Source organism: Streptomyces sp. C10-9-1, assembly GCF_024497955.1.
GTDB lineage: Bacteria > Actinomycetota > Actinomycetes > Streptomycetales > Streptomycetaceae > Streptomyces > Streptomyces sanyensis.
On record NZ_JANHKP010000009.1, the window covers coordinates 77,540 to 97,324 of the forward strand.

Here is a 19,785-nt window from a genome sequence, read left to right on the forward strand (position 1 = left end):
GGGGCTGCTCCCCGGGGCCGGAGGCCGCGGGGGTGCTCAGTCGACGGGCGGCTCCGGGCCGCGCGGGAGGCGTCCGGCGGCGGCGACGCCCTCCAGGTAGCCGCGGGCGCGCTCGGTGCGCGGGTACGCCTCCAGCAGCTTCCAGAAGCGGGGCCCGTGGCCGGGCACGAGCAGATGGGCCAGTTCGTGGAGCAGGACGTAGTCGAGGACGTACTCGGGCATGCCCTGGAGACGGTGGGACAGCCGGATGCTGCCCTCGGCGGGGGTGCAGGACCCCCAGCGCGCGTTCTGGTTGGTGACCCACCGCACCGACGTGGGCCTCGCCCGCCCCTGGTAGTACTGCCGGGAGAGCCGCTCGGCCCGCTCGGCCAGGTCGGTGTCGCCGAGCGCCCGGCGGCTCTCCTGGGCTTCGAGCTTCTTCAGCATGACGCCGACCCAGCGCTCCTCCTCGGCCTCGGACATCCGGGCCGGGATCAGGACGACGGTCCGGTCGCCCTCGCGGTAGGCGGAGACCGTGCGGCTGCGGCGGCTGCTGCGCCGGACCTCCACGCGGCCCTCGGCGACCGCGGCGCGGGCGGGACCGCTCGCATCGGCGCGGCGCCGCTTCCCCGCGCCGCGGGCAGGGGGCTGCCCCGTGGCGGTGCGGGGGGACGGATCGACGGGCACGCCCCGACGTTACCCGCTGCCCGCACCGGACGTCCCGACCGCGGCACGGTTCCGCGCGGTCCACTCCACCGCGGCGGGAATAGAACGACTAATCCCCCGGCCTGTGGACAACTTTCCCCGCCGCCTCGCCGGAAGCGGGATTCTGTGGAGGCCGACCGCACCAATCCGGCGGTCGGCGACGGATTTCCACGGGGAACGGGGACCGATATGCATCCCATGCTGAAACCGGCGCTGCGGCGGGCGTGGCGGGACCGCCAGTCGGTCCAGTTCGGAGTGACCCCCGAACGGGCTGTCACCGTAGGGCCGTTGGACACCGTCACCGGATCGCTCGTCGAACTCCTCGACGGCACCCGCGGGCTGGATCTGCTCCGGGCCGAGGCGCGGGCGGCAGGTCTTCCGGAGGGCCGGGTCGACGCCCTGGTCCGCCGGCTGGCGGAGGCGGGGCTGCTCGACGACACGGAGGCGGCGAGCGCCTCGGCCGCACTGCGCGAACGTCCCGCGCTGCGCGAACGCCTCCGCCCCGACCTGGCCTCCTTGTCGATGGTCCATCCCGAGCCGGGCGCGGCCTTCGCCCGCCTCGCGGCACGGCGGGCCACCCGGGTGGCGGTCCGGGGTGCGGGCCGGGTCGGTGCGACCGTGGCCGCCTGCCTGTCCGCAGCCGGGATCGGCACGGTCGACGTCCATGACGGCGGGGTGGCCGAGCCCGGGGACGCGGCGCCCGGCGGGCTGCCGGCGTCCGAGGCCGGGGAGCGGCGGGACGCGGCCGCCCGGCGACTGGTGCGCGCACAGGCACCGGACCGGCCTCCCCGGGCGGGCGGAGGCGGGCGGGGTGCCGCACGGGATCCGGGGCTGGCCTTGGTGGTGGTGGCGCCGCGCGACGGCCTCGGGGCCTACGCGCCGGATCCGCGCATGGCGCAGGACTGGATCGGCGCAGGGGTCCCCCACCTGTACACGGGTGTGGTCGAGGCCACCGGAGTGGTGGGGCCGCTGGTGCTGCCGGGTGCCACTCCCTGCGCGGAGTGCCAGGAGCGCGCCCGGGCCGAGCGGGATCCGGCGCGCTCCATGCTGCTCGCGCAGTGGCGCTCCGGGCGGCGGAGGTCCGTGCCCGCCGCCTGCGACGTCGCACTGGCGACGGCGGTCGCCGGGCTGGCCGCCGCCCATGCGCTGGCCTTCCTGGACGGCGGCCTCCCGGAGAGCGGCGGCGCCCGCTGGGAGGTGTCGCTGCCGGGGCTGCGCTGGCACTCCGAGAGGCTCGCGGCCCACCCCGAGTGCCCCTGCGGAGCGGCACGGGGCGGCCACGGGGGTGACGGCGGCGGCGCCGCTCACGAGAGAATGCACGCGTGACCGCCGCCAACGGAGCTGCTCCGTGCGGCACATACGACAGCCGACTGGGTTTTGGAGGGGTGCATGTCTGATCTTCCTCGGAAGGCGGTCACCCGGACCGCCAAGCTGGCCGCCCTCCCCCTGGGCTTCGCGGGCCGGGCGACCTGGGGCATCGGGAAGAGGATCGGAGGGAAGTCGGCGGAGATCGTCGCCCGGGAACTCCAGCAGCGCACGGCGGAGCAGTTGTTCAAGGTGCTGGGCGAGTTGAAGGGGGGTGCCATGAAGTTCGGGCAGGCGCTGTCCGTCTTCGAGTCGGCGCTCCCCGAGGAGGTCGCGGGGCCCTACCGCGCGGCTCTCACCCGCCTGCAGGAGGCGGCGCCGCCGATGCCGACCGCCACGGTCCACGGCGTGCTGGCCGCATGCCTCGGGGAGGACTGGAGGGACCTCTTCACCGAGTTCGAGGACAGCCCCTCGGCGGCGGCGTCCATCGGCCAGGTGCACCGGGCCGTGTGGCACGACGGGCGCCGGGTCGCGGTCAAGGTGCAGTACCCGGGTGCGGGGGAGGCGCTGCTGTCCGACCTCACCCAGCTGAGCCGCTTCGCACGCCTGCTGGGGCCGCTGGTCCCCGGCATGGACGTCAAGCCCCTGATCACGGAGCTGCGCGACCGGGTCGCCGAGGAACTGGACTACGGGCTGGAGGCCGAGGCGCAGCGCCGCCACGCGGCGGAGTTCGCGAACGACCCCGACGTGGTCGTGCCCGACGTGGTCCACCACGGGGAGCGGGTGCTGGTCACCGAGTGGATCGACGGCACCCCGCTGTCGGACGTCATCGCGGAGGGCACCGGCGAGGAGCGGGACCGCGCGGGCCAGCTGCTCGCACGGTTCCTGTTCTCCGGTCCGGCGCGCACCGGCCTGCTGCACGCGGACCCCCACCCGGGGAACTTCCGCTTCCTGGCGGATGCGGACGGCGGCGAGCCGCGTCTGGGCGTCCTCGACTTCGGGACGGTGGACCGGCTGCCGGGCGGCCTGCCGCCGACCATCGGCCTCTGCCTGCGGCTGGCACTCGACGGGGAGGCCGACGCCGTGTACCGGCTGCTGTGCGAGGAGGGCTTCGTCAGGGAGTCGATCGAGCTCGACCCCGACGCCGTCCTGGAGTACCTCCTTCCCGTCATCGGACCGGCGGCGGAGGAGGAGTTCACCTTCAGCCGCGGCTGGATGCGCAGCCAGGCGGCGCGGATAGCGGATATCCGCTCGCCCGCCTACCAGTTGGGCAAGCAGCTGAACCTTCCGCCGTCGTATCTGCTGATCCACCGGGTGACACTGAGCACCATCGGGGTGCTGTGCCAGCTGGATGCGACGGTGCGGCTGCGGGAGGAACTGGACGCGTGGCTGCCCGGCTTCCCGCGGACGGGGACAGGCGACAGTGCCGGGGAGGGAGGAGAGGCGCTCCGGGGCGGGAGCGGCACCCCTCGGGGCGCTGACGACCCTCTGGGCGCGGGCGCCTGACCTGCCGCCAGGCCAGGTGGTCACCGCGACCTGGCAGGGCGTACGGGGAGTCCCGCACGGATTCCTTCGGCGTCTCGGCGGCGGGAGCCGCGAGCCACCGGAGGCGGCCTTCCGGGGCCGCGCCGCGCCCGGCCGCCGTCATCGACGGGTGACGGCGGCCGCCCCGGGGGCTCTCACCACCAGGACGTGTCCAGCCGTCCCTCGATGGATCTGATGTTGGTCCGGGCGCACTCCTCGCAGACATGGCGCCGGGTGCCGTCCTCCACGGAGAAGGTCCAGGTGAGGGGGACGCCCTCGGCGACCTTGCCGCACCGGGAGCACACGGTCCGGCCGTCGGTCCGCTCTTCTCCGCTCGGCCCTTCGGGGTCCGGTGACTCGTCCTGATCCACCCGGCGACGATATCCCCGTGCGCCGCCGCGAGCGCGCACAACGCACCGTAGGGCCGTGCCGGGCGTGCAACGCGCCGCGGGGGCCGATCCGTTGGACCGGCCCCCGCGGCGGAGCGCCCTGGGGTCAGTGCATGACCGCCATCGCCAGGGCACGGCGGGCGCGCATCGACACCCGCTCGGCCCGGCGCTGCATCCGCCGCGCGGCGAGCAGGCGTGCCGCCTGGCGTCCCGCGTCGGCTTCCTGCCTCCGGTCGTGCATATGCGCACGCGCCAGGGCTTCTGGGATGAGTTGCATCTCACGGTTCCTGTTCTGACGCGAGGTGTTCGCGCCGATGGTGGTGGCGTCCGGGGTAGCGGAGCCGTACGGCTCCGGGGTGGAGGGGGTCATCGGGGCCTGCTTCTGGGGATCGTGCGTGACGGGTCGGTCGATGGTTCCGGTGGCGTTCATGCCGCGACCGGGTTCTTGCGCGGGCGGCCGCGCGGCCGCTTGCGGGCGACGACCACGCCCTGGACGAACAGCTCCCCGCCCCAGACACCCCACGGCTCGCGCCGCTCCTTGGCCCCGGCGAGGCATGCCTCCATCAGCGGGCAGGTGCGGCACAGGGACTTGGCGTACTCGACGTCGGCCGGGGACTCGGCGAAGAAGACCTCCGGGTCGTAGGAGCGGCAGGGCACGGGTACGCCCAGGTTCTCGATGGCGTCGTCGAGCGCGGTGAGCGCAGTGAGCGGAGTCAAGGCGGATTCCTCGGAAGAAGCGGGCGGAGCGATCGTCGCGGCGGGCGGTACGGACGGGGCGTGCGCTTCGAGTTGCACGGTGTGGAGTTCCTCGTCTTGGTCGTTCCGGCCTGTGGGCCGGGTGTGGCTGCTGTCGGGTCTGGTCCCGAGACCCTTCGGTCCGTGATCCCACCGGGGAAAACAGAAGGGCCGCGGATCCCGGGTGGGGTTCCGCGGCCCTGAAGGCGCCGGCCTGATCATGGATCAGGCTGGATCACTCCAGGGTTCGAGCCCACGGAAGGCCCACTTCGAGTGGTGGTGCGTCATCTGCTGCGTGGCACTGGCCGCCGCAAGGGCATAGGCCGGGGCCTCTGCCGCTGCTACTCCCGCTTCCAGTGCCTTGGTCGGTCGCTCATTGCGCTCCAGGACCGCGAGACCACCCAGCCGGGAGGCGGGGATCATGGCGGGGGCGACGGACAGACCGGTGCCCTGGAAGGCGGACGAGAAGCCGAGCGTGCAGCGGGAGACGACCGAGGGATCGGTCACGATGGCGGTGCTGGTGCTGGTCTTGATGCTGATCACTTCAATCGCCTCCTCTCGGCGTCTCGGGACCGGGGTGAGCCGGTCGCGGTATTCGGATAAGTACAGCACGAGGACAGGGCTTCAGAGAAGCCGCTGTTCTCGTGGTTAAGAACCTATGGGGCCTGCCCGGGCGGGCGCAAACTATTTTCCCGACGAGTTTGCCTCAGTCCCCGTCCTCCACCGTCTCAAGCTCCTCACCTGCGCAGATGGCCAGGACATCGGCGCCGAAGCGGTCCAGCTTGCGCCCGCCGACCCCGGAGATCGAGGCGAGCTCGCCCTCGCTGCCGGGAACCGCCTCCGCGATGGCCATCAGTGTCTTGTCGGTGAACACGCAGTAGGCGGGCTGTCCGAGCTCCCTGGCCTGCCCGGACCGCCACTCGCGGAGCCGCTCGTACAGGCCCTCGTCCATGTCCGAGGGGCAGTCCTCGCAGCGCATCAGCTTCATCTCGCCCGCGTCCGTCAGCGTCTTGCCGCAGACCCGGCAGAGCACCGGGCCGCGCCGCCTGCGGCGACCGCCTCCGCGCTCGACTCCGCCCGCTGCCCCGGCGCTCCTTCTGCCGGGCGCCGCCGAACCGGGGCGCAGGCCGCTGAGGAAGCGGCTGGGGCGGCGCGAGGCCCGCCCGCCGGGAGAACGCGAGAGCGCCCAGGACAGGCAGAGGTGGACACGGGCCCGGGTGACGCCGACGTAGAGCAGCCGCCGCTCCTCCTCGACCTGCTCGTCCGTCTTGGCGTAGGTGATCGGCATCATGCCCTCGGTGAGGCCGACCAGGAAGACGGCGTCCCACTCGAGTCCCTTGGCCGAGTGGAGAGAGGCGAGGGTCACGCCCTGGACCGTGGGCGCGTGCTGTGCGGCGGCGCGCTCGTCCAGCTCGGCCACGAGGTCGGCGAGGGAGGCCGCCGGGCGGACCCGCGCGAAGTCCTCGGCGAGCCGCACCAGGGCGGCCAGCGACTCCCAGCGGTCGCGCACCGACCCGGACCCGGCCGGGGGCTCGGTGGTCCAGCCCTTGGTGGAGAGCACGGCGCGGACCTGGGAGGCCAGCCCCTCGGCGTCGTCAAGGAGGGAGTCGTTGGAGCCCGCGCGGGCCGCACCCCGCAGGGCCACACCCGCCTCGCGGACCTCCGCGCGTTCGAAGAAGCGCTCGGCACCGCGCAGCTGGTAGGGCACGCCCGCGTCGGCGAGCGCCTGCTCGTAGACCTCGGACTGGGCGTTGACCCGGTACAGGACGGCGATCTCCCCGGCCGGCACCCCGGCGTCGATCAGCTCGCGGATCCTGCGGGCGGTGCCCTCGGCCTCGGAGGGCTCGTCGGCGTACTCGGCATAGGCGGGCTCGGGGCCCGCATCGCGCTGGGAGACCAGCTCCAGGCGGTGCTCGGCGGCGCGGCCGCGGGCCTGTGCGAGCAGCCCGTTGGCCAGGTGGACGACCTGGGGCGTGGAACGGTAGTCGCGCACCAGCTTGACGACGGTGGCGTCGGGGTGACGGGTGCGGAAGTCCAGCAGGTGGTCGGGGGTGGCACCGGTGAAGGAGTAGATGGTCTGGCTGGCGTCGCCGACCACGCACAGGCTGTCCCGGTCCCCGAGCCAGAGCTCCAGCAGCCGCTGCTGGAGCGGGCTGACGTCCTGGTACTCGTCGACGACGAAGTGCTGGTACTGGCGGCGGACCTGGTCGGCGATGTCGTGCCGGTCCTGGAGGATGCCGACCGTGAGCAGCAGCACGTCCTCGAAGTCCATGGCCGAGCGGTCGCGCTTGAGCTGCTCGTACATCGCGTAGACCTGGCCGATCTCCGCCGGGTCGCGGGGGGCGTCGCGGTGGGACTTGGCGACGGCGGCCGGGTAGTCCGCGGGCACGGTCTGGGTGACCTTGGCCCACTCGATCTCGCCCGTGACGTCCCGGAGCTCGTTGCGGTCGAGGCGGATGCGGCAGCGCGCCGCCGACTCGGCGACCAGCTGGACCTTGCGCTCCAGCAGGCGGGGCAGTTCGCCGCCGACCGCCTTGGGCCAGAAGTACTGGAGCTGGCGCAGGGCGGCCGAGTGGAAGGTGCGGGCCTGCACGCCCCCGGCGCCCAGCTGGCGCAGCCTGCCGCGCATCTCGCCGGCGGCCCGGTTGGTGAAGGTGACGGCGAGCACGCTGGCGGGCTGGAGTATCCCCGCGCGGACCCCGTAGGCGATGCGATGGGTGATCGCACGCGTCTTGCCCGTGCCGGCTCCGGCCAGCACGCACACCGGGCCGTGCAGGGACGTCGCGACCTCGCGCTGCTCGGGGTCGAGCCCGGAGAGCACCGCGTCGGCCGTCTCGGGGACCTGCGGGAAGAGTGAGGAGTGCGTTGCTGCTGTCACCCCGCCATGCTGCCAGGTCCGCCGGGACGGGTGCGCCGGGTTGTCCACAGGGCGGGCCGATTGTTCGTACCGGGCTGCCCGGTACGGGGGGGGAGCAGCGGGGCGCGGCGCCCGTGCGGCGGCCCGGTGGGCGGGGGCCGCGGGCCGGGCGGGGCCGGGCGTCGGCGAGGCCCCCTCGCGATCCCGGCTCCGCGGCGGGAATCGCCGGGCCGTCCCGGGCGTTCTACCCCCTGCCGCCGCGATCCCGCGGCGGCGCGGCCGTGAGGCCGGGCCCCCGCCAGACCCGAGGAGCGCACAGACGATGCAGGGCACCGTGACGATGTACAGCACCACCTGGTGCGGCTACTGCCGCCGCCTGAAGGGCCAGATGGACCGCGAGGGCATCGCCTACACCGAGGTCAACATCGAGCTGGACGCGGAGTCGGCGGCGTTCGTGGAGAAGGCGAACGGTGGGAACCAGACGGTTCCGACGGTCCGCGTGGTGCCCGCCCAGGGCGGCTCCGAGGTGGTCATGACCAACCCCAGCCTCGCCCGGGTCAAGCAGGCCCTGAGCGCCTGAGCGCCCGCCGGGTCGGACCCGGCGGGCGGTGGCCCCGACGGCCCGGGGAAACCGGGGAGCGGCCGTCGGGGCCCCGGCATGCCCGGCCGGGCACCGCCCGGCCCCGCCCGGGGGCCGGGCGGCCCCTCAGAGCGCGTCGCCCGGCTTGGGCAGCGGTCTTCCGTACCAGAGCTCGACGAGCCGGGAGGCGATGGAGATGCCGTACGGGGGCAGCACCTCGCCCGACTCGAAGGCCGCCCGCAGCTCCTCCCGGGAGAACCAGCGGGCCTCCTCGATCTCCTCACCGTCGACCCGGATCTCCGAGGAGGTGGCCCGGGCCGTGAACCCGAGCATCAGGCTGGACGGGAAGGGCCAGGGCTGGCTGGCGACGTAGGTCACCTCGCCGACCGTCACACCGGCCTCCTCGTACGCCTCCCGGCGCACCGACTGCTCGATGGACTCGCCCGGCTCGACGAAGCCCGCGAGCGTCGAGAAGCGCCCCTCGGGCCAGTGCACCTGCCGGCCCAGCAGTGCCCGGTCCTCCTCGTCCGTCACCAGCATGATCACCGCGGGGTCGGTGCGCGGGTAGTGCTCCGCGCCGCAGGCCGGGCAGCGCCGGATGTGCCCGGCGGCCGCGATCACCGTGCGCTCGCCGCAGCGGGAGCAGAAGCGGTGGAGCCGCTGCCAGTTCTCCAGGGCGACCGCGTGCACCAGCAGGCCGGCGTCCCTCGGGCCGAGCAGCAGCCCGGCCTCCCGCAGTCCGGCGGGACGCGCCGACTGGTCCATCCGCCCGGGCAGGGTGTCCTTCTGGAGAGCGAAGTACCGGACCCCGTCCTCGTCGGTGCCCAGGAAGTAGCGGTGGGTCTCCGTGAGAGGGGCCTCGAAGGAGGGGGTCGTCACCAGCTCGGTGCGCCCGTCGGGGGTGTCGTCGACGAGGGCCTGGCCGCCGGAGACCACGAAGACGCGGGTCTCGGGATGGCTCCACGCCGCGGCGAGCCACGCCTCGTCCAGGCGGTTGTGCGCTTCTCGGTCGATGCCGCTGGGCGCGGTCAGGCCGATGGGGCGGGCCCCGGTGGCGTAGCGGTCGGTGCTCACGGTCTTCTTCCAACTCCCCCGGTGGATGGCTGTCGTGCCGGGTCGGCTCGCGTCGGGTTCGGGTCAGGTGGCGTCGGTCGGGTGGTTCGGGCCGGCCGGCCCCGGGGCGGGGTGGCCCCGTGCCCGGTCGGTGCCGGTCGGGTCAGCGCAGGGTCCGTGCGAGGTCCTCCCAGAGGTAGGCCGCGGCCTCCACGCCCTTGAGGAGCAGATCGAGCTCCACCTTCTCGTCGGGGCCGTGCCACCCGTCGGAGGGCACGGAGATGCCGAGGAAGAGCACGGGCGCGCCTAGGACGTCCCGGAGGTCGGCGGCGGGTCCCGAACCGCCCTCGCGGGTGAAGCGGATCTTCGCGCCGTCGAAGGCGCGGCCCATCGCGCGGACCACGGACCCCAGTGCCGGGTGGTCGAGCGGGGTGAGGCAGGGGCGGGTGGCCCCGCTGAAGTCGATCTCGTGGCGGATGCCGGGCGGGACCCGGTCCGCCACCCAGTCGGCCACGGCGCGCTCGACGGCGTCCGGCTCCTGCCCGGCGACCAGCCGGAAGGAGAGCTTGACCACGGCCGACGCGGGGACGACGGTCTTGCCGCCGGGGCCCTGGTAGCCGCCGCCGATGCCGTTGACCTCCGCGGTGGGGCGGGCCCACAGCCGCTCCAGCGTGGAGTAGCCGCTCTCGCCCAGGGTGCCGTGCGAGCGGGCGGTGCGCAGCCAGGCCGCCTCGTCGAAGGGCAGCTCCGCGAAGAGCTCGCGCTCCGCGTCGCTCAGCGGGACGACGCCGTCGTAGAAGCCGGGGACGGTGACCCGTTCGTCCTCGTCGTGGAGGGCGGCGACGATCCGGGCGGCGACCGTGGCCGGGTTGGGGACGGCGCCGCCGAAGGACCCGGAGTGGATGTCCTGGTCGGGCCCGCGGAGGGTGATCTCGCACTCGGCGAGGCCGCGCATCCCCGTGCAGACGGTGGGGGTGTCCTCGGACCACATGCCGGTGTCGGAGACGACCACGGCGTCCGCGGCCAGGCGGTCGGCGCGGCGCTCGGCGAGGTCGCGGAAGTGCGGCGAGCCGGACTCCTCCTCCCCCTCGACGAGCAGCTTGAGGTGGACGGCCGGGGCCGTGCGGCCGGTGGCGGCCAGGTGGGCGCGGACCCCGAGGGTGTGCAGGAGGACCTGGCCCTTGTCGTCGGCCGCGCCGCGGGCGTACAGGCGCCCGCCGACGGTCTCCGGCTCGAAGGGGTCGGTCCGCCAGCCGTCCTCGCGGGCGGCGGGCTGGACGTCGTGGTGGCCGTAGACCAGCACGGTGGGCGCGTCCGGATCGTCCGAGGGCCAGTGCGCGAAGACCGCCGGGGCGCCCGGCGTCTCCCAGACCTCGGCGACCGGGAACCCGGTCTCCGCCAGCTTCCCGGCGAGCCACTCGGCGCTGCGCCGGACGTCCCCCGCGTGCTCGGGCTGCGCCGACACCGACGGGATGCGCAGCCACTCGGCGAGGTCGTCGAGGAAAGCGCTGCGCTGCTGGTGGACATGGGTGCGGACGGCGCTGTCCGGGGTCTGGCTCATGCCCTTGAGCCTATCGGTCCGGGGGGTCGGCCCCGTCGGCCGTCCCACCCAGCAGGATGCGCTCCAGCCCCTTGCGGCCGGGCAGTCCCCCGGGGCGGACGACCTCCCCCGTCCGGACGAAGACGAAGGCCGCGGTCACCGCCTCCAGGGGCACGCCCCGCTGCTCGGCCCATGCCAGCCGGTAGACCGCCAGCTGGAGCGGGTCGGCGCGGCCGTCGCGGGCCGTCTTCCAGTCCACGATCTCGTACGTCTCCGCACCGGGGCGGCCGCCGGTGCGGTAGACGGCGTCGATCCGGCCGCGCACCACCCGCCCGGCGAGGGTGAACTGGAACGGCGCCTCGACCCGGTAGGGCGTCCTGCGGGCGTAGTCGGTCCGCGAGAAGGCCTCCTTGAGGGCGGCGAGGTCCTCCTCGTCGGCGATGTCCAGGTCCGGGGTGTCGCCGCCGGGCAGCTCCTCCGGGCCGAGCAGGGGCAGGGGCAGGGCCTCGTAGCGCGACTCCACCCAGGCGTGGAAGCGGGTGCCGCGGCGGGCTGCGGGCTGCGGCGGGCGGGGCATGGGGCGTGCCAGCTCGCGGGCGAAGCCGTCGGGGTCCGCCGCGAGGCGCATCAGCTGGGAGGCGGACAGGGACGGGGGCAGGGGTACGTCGCGGACCGTCGCGCGGGCGCGCCGGAGCTCCCCGGTGAGGGCGTCCAGGTCGCGGTCCCAGGAGGCGAGGACGCGCGCCTCCTCGGGCGTGAGCGCGGGGCCGGGGCCCCCGAGGCCGTCCGCCGCGGCGGGGCCCGCGGGCGAGGACTCCTCGGCGGGCGCGGGGGGCTGGTGCGGGACGACGGGGTCCGCGGGCACCGCCGAGCGGGACGGGGCGCCCGCGGGGGCGCCCGGACGCTCCGAGGCAGGGTCCTCGGGGACCCCGTCCGCGCGGACGTCGGGTCCGCCGGGGGCGCCAGGGGCATCGGGGGCGCAGGAGGCGGGCGGCCGGGTGCCGCCGGAGCGGTCGCCCGCGAGGGCCCCGTCCGGGAAGGGATCGTCCGGGAAGGGATCGTCCGGCAGCACGTCGCCGATGAGCGGGTCCTCGTCGAACGGATCCTCGTCGAACGGGTCCTCCGGAAGCAGCTCCTCCTCGGGCGGCGGCTCCATGGCCCAGGCGCCGTCGTCGGGCCCGTCCGGTACCGGGCCCGCCGGGGCGCGCCCGCCCGGCCCGGACCCGGCGGCCGCCTCCCGCGGCCCGCCCTCATGCCCGCCGGGCCCCTCCCCGGCGGAAGGGCCGCCGTCCGGCCCGGCCGCCAGGTGCGCCAGCACCCGTGCGGCCGCCTCCCTGCGGAGCGCCAGCGACCCGGGATCCAGCGGCAGGGGCCACCGGGGGTCGGGGGCGGCGGACCGCAGGGCCGGGTTCTCCGCGTCCTCGGGCGGCTCCTCGGCCCACTCCTCGATCTCTCCGAAGCCCTGCACGCAGTGGTCGTGGAGGGCCTGGAGGAACCCGGAGGGCCCCCGGCGGCGCTTCTGCCCGGGGCCCCACCAGTGGCCCGAGCCGAGCAGCAGGGAGCGCGGGCGGGTGAAGGTCACGTAGCCCAGGCGCAGCTCCTCGGTGTGCTGGTGCTCCTTCATGCCCGCCTTGAAGTCCTTCAGCCCGCGGGCGTCCCAGGAGCCGACGGCCGGGAGGGTCGCGGCGTCGCCCCGCAGACCGTGCGGCAGCACCCTGGGCTGCGCCGTCCACGCCTCGCGCGGCGCCTCGCTCGGGAACCGTCCGGAGACCAGGCCCGGGACGGCGACGACGTCCCATTCGAGGCCCTTGGACTTGTGGGCGGTCATCACCTTGACCGTGTTGCCGCCGCCGGGCAGGGCGTTGTCCAGGCCCTTCTCGTACTGCGCCGCCGTGCGCAGGAAACCGAGGAAGGCCAGCAGGGTGCTCTCCCCGTCGAGCGCGGCGAAACCCGCCGCGACGTCCATGAAGTTGGCCAGCGTCTCCCGCCGGCGGGCGGCCAGGGCCCCCGGCGAGGCGGACAGCTCGACGTCCAGGCCGGTGGCCGTGAGCACCCGGTGCAGGACGTCCATCAGCGGGTCGGCCAGGCTCCGGCGCAGCTCGCGCAGCTCGGCCGCGAGGCGCGCGAAGCGGACCCGGGCGTCGGCGGAGAAGGGCAGCCGGTCGTCGGGGGCGCCCTGGGAGTCGAGGAAGGTGTCGAGGGCGTCCGCGAGGGAGACGACCTCGGCCGGGTCGGTGCCCTCGACGGCGGCGGCCAGGCGGCGCTCGGGGTCGTCGTCCCCGTCGTCGCGGTGGACCAGCAGGCGGGCGCGGCGGCCGAGGAGGGCGAGGTCGCGGGGGCCGATGCGCCAGCGGGGGCCGGTGAGCAGGCGGACCAGGGGGGCGTTGGCGCCGGGGTCCTGGAGGACCTCGCAGACGGCGACCAGGTCGGCGACCTCGGGCAGGTGGAGCAGCCCGGAGAGCCCGACGACCTCCACGGGGACCTCGCGGGCGACGAGCGCGGCCTGGATCTCCGCGAAGTCGCCCGCGGTGCGGCACAGCACGGCGATCTCCCCCGGTTCGGTGCCCGTGCGGACGAGGTGGGCGAGGGAGTCGGCGAGCCAGGCGACCTCCTCCGCGTGGGTGGGCAGCAGGGCGCAGCGCACGAGGCCGTCGTGCTCGGCGCCGGGAGCGGGTCTGAGCGCCTCCACTCCCTCGTGCATGGCGCGCAGCGGAGCGGCCAGGCCGTTGGCGAGCCGGAGCAGGCGGCCCCCGCTGCGCCGGTTCTCGCCGAGCGCGAAGCGGGCCGCGGGGGTGCCGTCGGCGAACGGGAAGTGCCGGGGGAAGTCGTCGAGGTTGGCCACGGAGGCGCCGCGCCAGCCGTAGATCGCCTGGCAGGGGTCGCCCACCGCGGTCACCGCATGCCCGGTGCCCTTCCCGAAGAGGCCGGAGAGCAGCAGCCGCTGGGCGACGGAGGTGTCCTGGTACTCGTCGAGCAGCACCACCCGGAACTCCTCGCGCAGCAGCGCTCCGACCTCGGGCCGGGTGAGCGCGAGCTCGGCGGACAGGGCGATCTGGTCGCCGAAGTCGAGCAGGTCGCGGGCGCGCTTGGCGGCCCGGTAGCGGAGGGTGAGGTCGAGGAGTTCCCGGCGGGCCCGCGCGGTCTCGGGGACCTTGCGCAGGTCGGCGTTGGTCAGCCGGGCGGCGTCCAGGGTGTCGAGCAGGGCGGCGTCGTGGGCGTCGAGCCGCTCGGGGGGGACCAGGTGCTCGGCGAGTTCGGCGTCCAGCGCCAGCAGGTCGCTCACGAGGGCGGGGAACGAGCGGGTGAGCGCCGGGTAGGGCCCGGGTGCCTCCCGCAGCACGCGTGCGGCGAGCTGGTAGCGGGTGGCGTCGGCGAGCAGGCGGGCCGTGGGCTCCAGTCCGATGCGCAGCCCGTGGTCGGTGAGCAGCTGCCCGGCGAAGGCGTGGTAGGTGGAGATCCGGGGTTCGCCGGGCGGCTCGTCCGGGTCGACCGGGTCCGGGTCGGTCACCCCGGCCCGTACCAGGGCGGTGCGGACCCGTTCGGCGAGCTCCCCGGCGGCCTTGTTGGTGAAGGTGAGTCCGAGGACCTGCTCCGGTGCGACCTGCCCGGTGCCGACCAGCCAGACGACCCGGGCCGCCATGACGGTCGTCTTCCCGGACCCGGCACCGGCCACGACGACCTGCGGCGCGGGCGGTGCGGTGATGCAGGCCGTCTGCTCCGGGGTGAACGGGATCCCGAGGAGCTCCTTGAGCTGCTCGGGGTCGGTGATGCGTGGGGGCACCCGGAGAGGCTAACGGGGGGCGCGGACAACGTCCGCCCCGACCGCTCCCCCGCCGGTCCGGGCTCCGCGCGGGGAGCCCGCACCGGCGGGCGGCACCGCCAGGCCGGGGCGCGGTGCGGGCCGGCCGGGCGGCGCCGCCAGGCCGGGGCGCGGTGCGGGACGGCGGGAGCGCCCCGCTCAGGAGACGGAGGCACCTCCGGGCCGGGTGGCGGCCTCGAAGCCCGTACCGGTGTCGGGGCCGGTTCCGGTGTCGCCCGGGGTCCCGGTCTCCTCCCCGGTGCCGCCGCCGGAGGACGGGTACGGGTCGGGGTCCGGTGCCGGATCGGATTCCGGCGGCGGCGTGGAGCCGGGTTCCTCGCCGGGTTCGCCGGTGGCCTCACCGGAGGGGCCCGCGTCGAAGGGGTCCGCGCCGCCCAGCTCCTCCAGGTCGACGACCTCGCCGGCGGGTGGTGCGGTCACCTCCACCGGGCGGTCGAAGTCGGAGAAGGTCAGGGTGCCGGGCTCGTCCCCGCCCGCCTTGACCACCCGCAGCAGGTAGGGCCTGCCCTCGGTGGCGACGTAGGCGGTGGTGGTCTCGTAGCCGGTGCGCCTGACCAGCGCCACGGCCGGTACGCCGTCGACCTCGGTCTCCTCGCCGAGGGTCATCCCGGGGCGCTCCCTGCGGTCCTCGTCCAGCCGGGCGAAGGTCTCGTCGAGGTCGCACACGCCCCGCATGCCCTCGACGGCTCCGGGCGGCATCCTGATCCACCGGTCCTTCATCAGCTCCACCAGGGTCTCCCCGCCGCTGTCCGGTGCCTCCTGCGCGCGCTCGCCCATCGAGGCCCGCCAGAAGGCCTCGTCCCCCTTGATGTAGAGGACGCTGCTCAGCCGCCGCAGGTCGGCCCGGCCGCCGCGGACGCCGAGGTGGCCGGTGCAGTTGTCCCGGTCGTCCATGGCCAGGTCGACGGTCACCGCCTCGCCCTCGCTGCGCACCCCGCCCTTCATCCGCAGGGCGCCCGCCTGCCGCGTGGTCGTGAGCGCGCGGTCGGCGATGCGGTCGGCGGTCAGGCCCCGGAACGGGCCGGAGGTCGCCCCGCCGGTCGCCGCCACCGGCTCCTTGCGCCCGCCCGCGGCACCGGCGCGGGCGTCGCCGCCGCCGGAGCAGCCCGCCAGCGCGGTGGCGGTGCCGATGCACGCGACCGCCAGGGCGAGGGCCTTCCTCGTGGCCACCATGTGTCACTCCTCGAAGATCCGCCTGCGCAGCCCCCCGAGGGGGCTGCCGTGGACCTTCATTGGAGGGGTGCCGAGCCCCCCACAGGGGGCCATATGCCGCAAAACACCGATCATTCCACTATTTGGCGGCCCTCCGGGCGGGCGCTGCACGCGCTGGTGAACGCGCAGTGGTCGCAGTGGCGGCCGGCGGACGGCGTGAAGCGCTCGTCCAGCACCCGCCCGGCCGCGGTCGCCAGCAGGTCGCCGACCCAGTCGCCGTCGAGCGCCTCCTGCCGCTGGACCTTGGGCAGCGCCTCGCCCCCCTCCTTCGCGGATGCGGCCTGGCGCAGGTGCACCAGCTCGGCGCCGCCGGGCCCGGGCCGGGCGCCGTCGAAGACCTCGTCGACGGCACCCTCGCGCACGGCGAGCTGGTAGACGGCGAGCTGGGGGTGGCGGGCGACCTCGTCCCGGGTCGGGGCCTGCCTGCCGGTCTTGAAGTCCACGACGTAGGCGCGGCCCCCGGCGTCCCGCTCGACGCGGTCCATGGAGCCGCGCACCCGGACCTGGACGCCCCCCGCGTCCAGCGTCACGTCGAAGTCGTGCTCCGTGGCGGCCGGCTGCCGCCCGCCGCGGTCCAGGACGTGCCAGTGCAGGAAGCGCTCCAGCGCGGCGCGGGCGTGCTCCTTCTCCTGGGCGGACTTCCACGGCGCGTCGAAGACGAGCCCGTCCCAGACCGCGTCGAGCCGCTCCATCAGCACGGCGAGGTCGGCCGGGCTGCGGCCGGACGCGACCTCGTCGGCCAGCACGTGGATGACGTTGCCGAAGCCCTGGGCGGCGGTGGCGGGCGCGTCGGCCTTGACCTCCCGGCCCAGGAACCACTGGAGCGCGCAGGTGTTGGCCAGCTGGTCCAGTGCGCTGCCGGACAGGGCGACGGGGCGGTCGCGGTCGCGCAGCGGCACGGCGCTGTGCGTCGGTTCGTCCATGCCCCACCAGCGGGAGGGGTGCGCGGAGGGGACGAGGGGCTGGCCCTCCTCGTCGGCGAGCGCGGCCAGCCGCGCCAGGCGCCGCGCGGCGGCGTCCCGCAGGGCAGGGGACGCCCGGGGGTCCACGGTGGTGGCCCGCAGCTCGGCGACGAGCGGGGCGACGGCCAGCGGGCGGCGGGCCCGGCCGGTCACGTCACGCGGTTCCACGCCCAGCTCGGACAGGAACCTCGACGGCTGGTCGCCGTCGTCCGCGGGCGCCTTCACCGCCGTGGCCACCAGCCGGTCCCGGGCCCGGGTCGCGGCGACGTAGAACAGGCGGCGCTCCTCGGCCAGCAGGGCGCCGGGGGTCAGCGGCTCCGCCAGGCCGTCCCGGCCGATGCGGTCCGCCTCCAGCAGCGAGCCTCGGCGCCGCAGGTCCGGCCAGAGCCCCTCCTGGACCCCGGCGACCACGACGAGCCGCCATTCCAGGCCCTTGGAGCGGTGGGCGGTCATCAGGCGCACGGCGTCGTGGCGGGCCGCCCGCCGGGTGAGGGTGTCCGCGGCGATGTCCTGCGCGTCGAGTTCCTCGATGAGGTTCAGGGCCCCGCGCCCGCCGGTGCGCTCCTCCGCCCGGGCGGCGGTCTCGAAGAGCGCGCACACGGCGTCCAGGTCGCGGTCGGCGTTGCGGCCGGCCGCGCCGCCGCGGAAGGCCGCCCGCTCCAGCCGCTGCGGCCAGGGGGTGCCGTCCCACAGGAGCCAGAGCGCCTCCTCGGCGGTGCCGCCGCCCTCCAGGGTCTCGCGGGCGGCACGCAGCAGCGCGGCGAGGCGCGAGGCACCCCGCGCGTAGGCGGGGTCGTGGGCCACGAGGCGCTCGGGCTCGGCGACCGCGCGGGCGATCAGCGCGTCGGAGGGAGGCGGCACGCGGTTGCCGCCGGCCCGCTCCTCGTCGCGCAGGGCCCGGCCGAGGCGGCGCAGGTCGGAGGTGTCCATGCCGCCGAGCGGGGAGGTCAGCAGCGCGATGACGGTCTCCGCCTCGACGCCGCCGGGCCCGGCGGCGGGGGCGCCGTCCTCGGCCCCGGGGGCGTCCGCCGGCGCGGCTCCGCCGTCGACCGCGGCCCCGCCCCCCGGCGCCGGGGCCAGCGCCCCGGACGCCGCCACCCGCAGAGCCGTGAGCAGGGGCGCGACCGCCGACTCGTGGCGCAGGGGCACATCGTCGCCGGAGACCTCCACGGGCACGCCCGCCGAGGTCAGCGCCCGTCGCAGCGACGGGATCGTCCGGCCCCCGGCACGCACCAGCACGGCCATCTCCTGCCACGGGACGCCGTCCTCCAGATGGGCGCGGCGCAGCAGGTCGGCGATCCCGTCCAGCTCGGCGGAGGCCGTGGGGTACGTGTACGCCTCGACCCGGCCCCCCTCGCGGACCGCGGCCGGGCCCCGGTGCGCGCGGACGCGCTCCGCGGGGAGCCTGGTGAGCGGCATCCTCGCGGTGAGCAGGCGGGTCGCCTCCAGCAGCGCGGCCCCGCTGCGCCGGGACGTCCCGAGCACGGCGACCCGCGCGGGGCGGCCGTCGCGCCGGGGGAAGGCGTCGGGGAAGTCGAGGATGCCTCCGACGTCGGCGCCGCGGAAGGCGTAGATCGACTGGTCGGGGTCGCCGAAGGCGACCAGGGTGCGCCCGCCCCCCGCCAGGGCGTGCAGCAGCCGCACCTGCGCCGGGTCGGTGTCCTGGTACTCGTCCACGAAGACGGCGTCGTAGGGCAGGTCCCCGGGAGAGAGCTCGCGCTCGGCGAGCAGCACGGCCCGGTGCACCAGCTCGGCGTAGTCGAGCACGCCCTGCATGTCGAGCACGTCCAGGTACTCGGCGAGGAAGCCGGCGGCCGCGGCCCAGTCCGGGCGGCCGGTGCGGGCGGCGAAGCGGGCCAGGGCCTCGGGCCCGAGTCCCAGTTCGCGGCTGCGCGCGAGCACGGCGCGCACCTCGTCGGCGAAGCCCCGGGTGGTCAGGCAGGCGCGCAGCTCCGCGGGCCAGCGCACGGCGTCCAGCCCGAGGCGCTCCAGGTCGACGTGGCCGGCGAGCAGCTCGCGGAGGGCGACGTCCTGCTCCGGGCCGGAGAGCAGGCGCAGCGGCTCCGCGAACAGCTCGGCGTCCTGGTGGGCGCGGACGAGGGCGTAGCAGAAGGAGTGGAAGGTGGTGGCCTGGGGGCCGTGCGCGCCGCCGAGGCGCAGCGCCATCCGGTCGCGCAGTTCCACGGCCGCCTTCCGGCTGAAGGTCAGGACCAGGACGCGCGCCGGGTCGCCGCCCCGGGCGATCCGCTCGGCGACCGCCTCCACCAGGGTGGTCGTCTTGCCGGTGCCCGGCCCCGCGAGGACCAGCAGCGGACCCTCGCCGTGGTCAACCACCGCGCGCTGCGCTGCGTCCAGAACAGGGGGGTCCACGGGGGCCGGCGGGGTGCGCACCAGCCGGTACGCGCCCGGGGGCCTCCCCTTGTGCCCCTGCGGGCGCGGGGGGGAACCCTGCCGTACCCGCTGCGGGGACGGTGTACGCCCGGTGGTGGAGGAGGAGCTCACGTGGATCGCCGGTCCTGGTGGGAGTGCTGGTGTCGGGGGCGCGGTGCGCTCCGCGCCCCGGCGACGCTACGCCACGCCGCGGGCGGGGTGCAGCCGCCGGTTCGTCTCGCCCGTACCGCTCAGGGTGCGGCCGTGCCGTGGCCGCCCGCCGGAAGCCGTCCGGTGTGTGCCCCGTCGTGAGCCGCCCCGTCCGCCCGGCCGGCGGCACCGCGCGCCGCGGGGCCGTCCGCGCCCGAAGGGCCCTTCGTCCGGCCGTCCCACCGGGCGCGTCCCATGTCCAGCCTCGGCAGGCGCGCGGCCGCTCCGGGCGGCGCCTCGCGCAGCGGCGTCCCCTCGGCGCGGTAGTGCTCCAGGGCCTGCCGCTCGTGGCCCGGCAGCAGCCTGCCGTCGGCGCGCACCACCCGCCACCAGGGCACGGCGGCACCGTAGAGCGCCATGGCCCGGCCGACCTGCCGCGGCCCTCCGTCGCCGAGCCATTCGGCGACGTCGCCGTAGGTCATGACCCTGCCCGGGGGAATCTGTTCGGCGGTCTCCAGGACCCGGTCCGCGTACTCGGGGTACTGGGGGAACGCGGGCGGCCCGCCCTTCCGGTCGTCCATCCGCCCCATCCTGCCGCATGGCA

15 protein-coding genes are annotated in these 19,785 nt (G+C 75.9%); 3 read left to right on the forward strand and 12 right to left on the reverse strand.

Going from position 1 to position 19,785, the window contains the following annotated elements:
• Positions 1 to 36 precede the first annotated feature (36 nt).
• The gene (locus NPS70_RS14525; protein WP_256524637.1) at positions 37 to 666 is read right to left on the reverse strand and encodes a M48 family metallopeptidase; all 630 of its coding nucleotides are present in this window, start codon (positions 664 to 666) and stop codon (positions 37 to 39) included.
• A gap of 207 nt (positions 667 to 873) precedes the next feature.
• Here NPS70_RS14525 and NPS70_RS14530 point away from each other — a divergent pair, with 207 nt between their 5' ends.
• A complete protein-coding gene (locus tag NPS70_RS14530) occupies positions 874 to 2,010 on the forward strand; it encodes a TOMM precursor leader peptide-binding protein (RefSeq protein ID WP_256524638.1) in 1,137 nt (378 codons plus the stop codon).
• Between the two features lie 63 nt (positions 2,011 to 2,073).
• Complete coding sequence (locus NPS70_RS14535; RefSeq protein WP_256524639.1) at positions 2,074 to 3,495, forward strand: AarF/ABC1/UbiB kinase family protein; 1,422 nt, start codon at positions 2,074 to 2,076, stop codon at positions 3,493 to 3,495.
• 173 nt (positions 3,496 to 3,668) lie between these two features.
• Here the strand turns inward: NPS70_RS14535 and NPS70_RS14540 are convergent, their stop codons facing one another.
• The 5 genes from NPS70_RS14540 to NPS70_RS14560 form a co-directional block, all read right to left on the reverse strand.
• The gene (locus NPS70_RS14540) at positions 3,669 to 3,884 is read right to left on the reverse strand and encodes a hypothetical protein (RefSeq protein WP_256524846.1); all 216 of its coding nucleotides are present in this window, start codon (positions 3,882 to 3,884) and stop codon (positions 3,669 to 3,671) included.
• 124 nt (positions 3,885 to 4,008) lie between these two features.
• Entirely contained in the window at positions 4,009 to 4,332 is a 324-nt protein-coding gene (locus NPS70_RS14545) for a hypothetical protein (protein WP_256524640.1), read from the reverse strand.
• Positions 4,329 to 4,697, reverse strand: coding sequence for a WhiB family transcriptional regulator (locus tag NPS70_RS14550; RefSeq protein WP_256524641.1), 369 nt, complete (start codon positions 4,695 to 4,697; stop codon positions 4,329 to 4,331). Before NPS70_RS14550 ends, NPS70_RS14545 begins: the two co-directional genes overlap by 4 nt.
• A 165-nt stretch (positions 4,698 to 4,862) precedes the next feature.
• Entirely contained in the window at positions 4,863 to 5,180 is a 318-nt protein-coding gene (locus tag NPS70_RS14555) for a hypothetical protein (RefSeq protein ID WP_256524642.1), read from the reverse strand.
• A gap of 163 nt (positions 5,181 to 5,343) precedes the next feature.
• Positions 5,344 to 7,515, reverse strand: a complete 2,172-nt coding sequence (locus NPS70_RS14560) for an ATP-dependent DNA helicase UvrD2 (protein ID WP_256524643.1) — start codon at positions 7,513 to 7,515, stop codon at positions 5,344 to 5,346.
• Between the two features lie 301 nt (positions 7,516 to 7,816).
• Here NPS70_RS14560 and NPS70_RS14565 point away from each other — a divergent pair, with 301 nt between their 5' ends.
• On the forward strand, positions 7,817 to 8,074 hold the full coding sequence (locus tag NPS70_RS14565) for a glutaredoxin domain-containing protein (RefSeq protein ID WP_256524644.1): 258 nt from the start codon (positions 7,817 to 7,819) through the stop codon (positions 8,072 to 8,074).
• 126 nt (positions 8,075 to 8,200) lie between these two features.
• Here NPS70_RS14565 and nudC read toward each other — a convergent pair whose 3' ends face one another.
• From nudC to NPS70_RS14595, 6 genes are all read right to left on the reverse strand, one after another.
• Positions 8,201 to 9,148 carry an NAD(+) diphosphatase gene (nudC, locus tag NPS70_RS14570; RefSeq protein ID WP_256524645.1) on the reverse strand — a complete coding sequence of 316 codons (948 nt, stop codon included), beginning with the start codon at positions 9,146 to 9,148 and terminating at the stop codon, positions 8,201 to 8,203.
• A gap of 142 nt (positions 9,149 to 9,290) precedes the next feature.
• Positions 9,291 to 10,688 carry a dipeptidase gene (locus NPS70_RS14575; RefSeq protein WP_256524646.1) on the reverse strand — a complete coding sequence of 466 codons (1,398 nt, stop codon included), beginning with the start codon at positions 10,686 to 10,688 and terminating at the stop codon, positions 9,291 to 9,293.
• Positions 10,689 to 10,698: 10 nt separating this feature from the next.
• The gene (locus NPS70_RS14580) at positions 10,699 to 14,448 is read right to left on the reverse strand and encodes a UvrD-helicase domain-containing protein (protein ID WP_256524647.1); all 3,750 of its coding nucleotides are present in this window, start codon (positions 14,446 to 14,448) and stop codon (positions 10,699 to 10,701) included.
• Positions 14,449 to 14,625: 177 nt separating this feature from the next.
• Positions 14,626 to 15,660, reverse strand: a complete 1,035-nt coding sequence (locus NPS70_RS14585) for a hypothetical protein (protein ID WP_256524648.1) — start codon at positions 15,658 to 15,660, stop codon at positions 14,626 to 14,628.
• Positions 15,661 to 15,770: 110 nt separating this feature from the next.
• Positions 15,771 to 19,163 (reverse strand): ATP-dependent helicase, encoded by a 3,393-nt coding sequence (locus NPS70_RS14590; protein ID WP_374212001.1) that lies wholly within the window; start codon positions 19,161 to 19,163, stop codon positions 15,771 to 15,773.
• Positions 19,164 to 19,282: 119 nt separating this feature from the next.
• The gene (locus NPS70_RS14595; protein ID WP_308315012.1) at positions 19,283 to 19,762 is read right to left on the reverse strand and encodes an MGMT family protein; all 480 of its coding nucleotides are present in this window, start codon (positions 19,760 to 19,762) and stop codon (positions 19,283 to 19,285) included.
• Between the last annotated feature and the right edge of the window lie 23 nt (positions 19,763 to 19,785).